At 74.8% G+C, this 2440-nt stretch carries 4 protein-coding genes and 1 pseudogene; 2 read left to right on the top strand and 3 right to left on the bottom strand.

Features of this window, described 5'->3' with window-relative positions:
* Positions 1–588 (top strand): carbonic anhydrase (locus JNL41_RS12995; RefSeq protein WP_293475567.1); only part of this gene is annotated, 588 nt, incomplete at its 5' end.
* Positions 589–736: 148 nt separating this feature from the next.
* Here the strand turns inward: JNL41_RS12995 and JNL41_RS13000 are convergent.
* Both JNL41_RS13000 and JNL41_RS13005 read right to left on the bottom strand, forming a co-directional pair.
* Positions 737–1039 carry a hypothetical protein gene (locus JNL41_RS13000; protein WP_293475569.1) on the bottom strand — a complete coding sequence of 101 codons (303 nt, stop codon included), beginning with the start codon at positions 1037–1039 and terminating at the stop codon, positions 737–739.
* A 134-nt stretch (positions 1040–1173) separates the two neighbouring features.
* Positions 1174–1473, bottom strand: coding sequence for a hypothetical protein (locus JNL41_RS13005; RefSeq protein WP_293475571.1), 300 nt, complete (start codon positions 1471–1473; stop codon positions 1174–1176).
* A gap of 343 nt (positions 1474–1816) precedes the next feature.
* Here JNL41_RS13005 and JNL41_RS22560 point away from each other — a divergent pair.
* Positions 1817–2044 (top strand): annotated as a pseudogene (locus JNL41_RS22560) (PaaI family thioesterase); the annotation flags it as partial.
* Positions 2045–2197: 153 nt separating this feature from the next.
* Here the strand turns inward: JNL41_RS22560 and JNL41_RS22565 are convergent.
* Positions 2198–2419 (bottom strand): RidA family protein, encoded by a 222-nt coding sequence (locus tag JNL41_RS22565; RefSeq protein WP_365698239.1) that lies wholly within the window; start codon positions 2417–2419, stop codon positions 2198–2200.
* Between the last annotated feature and the right edge of the window lie 21 nt (positions 2420–2440).

Consider the following 2440-nt stretch of genomic DNA (forward strand, 5'->3'; position numbering starts at 1 on the left):
CGCCTGATGGCCGGCAACGCGCGCTACGTCGCCGACCAGGCCGGACACCCGCACCTCACGCTCGCGCGGCGCACCGAGGTCGCCGGCGGCCAGCATCCGTTCGCCGCCATCCTCGCCTGCGCCGACAGCCGCGTGGCCCCCGAACTGATCTTCGACCAGGGCCTGGGCGACCTCTTCACCGTCCGCGTGGCCGGCAACGTGGTCGACGACGCCGTCCTGGCCAGCCTCGAATATTCCGTGATCCACCTGGGCTCGACGCTCATCATGGTGCTGGGCCACGAGCGCTGCGGGGCCGTGCGCGCCACCGCCGACGCCCTGGCCGGCCGGGGCGACCCCGCCGACGCCGGCACCAGGATCGCCGCGCTCGCCGGCCTGATCGCGCCCGCCGTCCGCACCGTCCCGGCCGGCGTCGCCGATCCGGTGGACGCGGCGGTCTCGCTCAACGCCGCGCGCACCGCCCAGGAGATCTTCGCCCAGTCGGCGCCGCTCCGCGCCCGCGTGCTCTCGGGCGACCTGAAGATCGTCGCCGCCCGCTACGACCTCGACGACGGCCGCGTCAGCCCCGCCCGCGGCGGGGCGAGCGCCTGATCTAAGCATGGCGCCGAAAAGTGGCCGCCGGTTCGCCTGAACCGCCGTCGCCGCGCCGGACGCAAACGAAAGCCCCCGGCAGCAGGCGCTCCCGGGGGCTCGGTCGTTTCTGACCGCGTTCGTCGGCGGTCGCAGGTCCGGTCCGGACCTACTTCTTTTCCGCCGTCGCGTCGTTGATCGCCGCGTTGGCGTTCGCCGCCGCTTCGTTGGCCTTGTCGGCGGCCATGTTGGCGCCCGCCGCGGCGGTGTCCGCCGCCTGGCCGGCCGCCGCGCTCGTGGCGTCGGCCGCGTTGGCCGCCGCCTGGTTGGCGCTGGCCGCTGCGTCGGACGCCGCCGCCGCGGCGTTGTTGGCCGCGTCCGCGGCCGGGGTCGAGGCGTCTTCCTGCTTCTGGGTGCAGGCGCCGAGCGCCAGGGCGGCCACGCCGCAGGCGAGGAGAAGGGTGGTGCGCATGTTCAGATGTCTCCCGACTTCTACGGCCCATCCGGACACGCGCTTGCCGCGCCCCCCAAAGGCCAACACCCTCACAACTCCGTGTATCGCCCCCTGTTCCCGCGAACGTGAGATTTCGTTGTGGAACCTTCGCCTCAGCAGGCGACGCCGGTGCAGCTCGACGGCGCCTTGCCGCCGTTGCGCGACATCGCCTCCTGGTCGCGCAGCCTGCGCGCCTCCCATTCCGCCGGCGTCGCGCAGATCCGCCGCTTGAAGTGCGACCCGAGCTGCGCCTCGGTCACGCAGACCTTGTCCGGCTTGGGCTGGGCGGCCTTCTGCCCGGCGCCGGCGGCGGGGGGCGGCTTCGCGCCGTCCGTCCCGGCCGCGGCCGCCGCCGGGTCCGCGGCCTGCGCCGCCAGCGCGCCCGCCAGGATCAGTCCCACCATCGTCGCCATCGCGTTCCTCCCCCCGTCGAACCGGGCGACAGCCTAGCCGCCGCGCCCGCGGCCGCAAGGCCGGGCCGGTCCGGACCAGCCTTCCCGCGGCGGCGCTCGCGGCCCCGCCTTGACATCGCCGGGGCCGGAGGCTCCCCTCGGCGCTCAGATTCAGGCGCCCCCGGCATCCGACGACGCCGCGGCGGGCCAGGGCCGGGCAGGGGCGCGGCCGCGTCCACCGAACACGAGGCCGCCTCCCATGTCCGACGCCGTCGCCCCCACCCTGCTGACCAGCCTGGGCCAGGTCCGCGTCGTGTCCAACGAAGGCGGCAAGGCGGTGATCGAGTACGAGTGCGGGCCGCACATGTGCCACTCCGGCGGCGTCGCCCAGGGCGGCTTCGTCTGCGGCTGGATCGACTCGGCGATGGCCCACGCCTCCATCGGCCTGCTGCCCGACATGTCGCCCATGTCGCTGGAGCTGAAGGTCAGCTACTTCGCCCCCGCCCGTCCCGGCCGGGTCGTCGCCGAGGGCTGGATCGAGCGCAGGGGCCGCGCCACCTGCTTCGCCGAGGGCCGCCTGCTCGACCCCGACGGCGCCGTCCTCGCCAAGGCCAGCTCCACCATCCGCCTCATCCCGCGCGACACCGTCGAGGCCCAGGCCAGGCGCGCCAGCGCCGGCAAGTCGGTCCTCCCCCGCAAGGCGGGGAGGGGGACCACGAAGTGGTGGAGGGGGGGCGGGCGCGCCTTACGCCAGCACCGCCTCGGCCTCGATCTCCACACGTGCGTTCGGGTCGACCAGCGCCGTCACCCCCACCAGCGTCATCGCCGGAAAGTGCCGTCCCAGCGTCGCGCCCCACGCCTCGCCCACCTCGGCGCCGCCGGCGTTGAACTCGGCCATGTCGGTCACATAGGCCCGCAGCATCACGATGTTGCCCACCTCGCCGCCTGCCGCCCGCACCACGGTCACCAGGTTCTCCAGCGCATAGCG

This window comes from Phenylobacterium sp., assembly GCF_016793285.1.
Classification (GTDB): Bacteria; Pseudomonadota; Alphaproteobacteria; order Caulobacterales; family Caulobacteraceae; genus Phenylobacterium.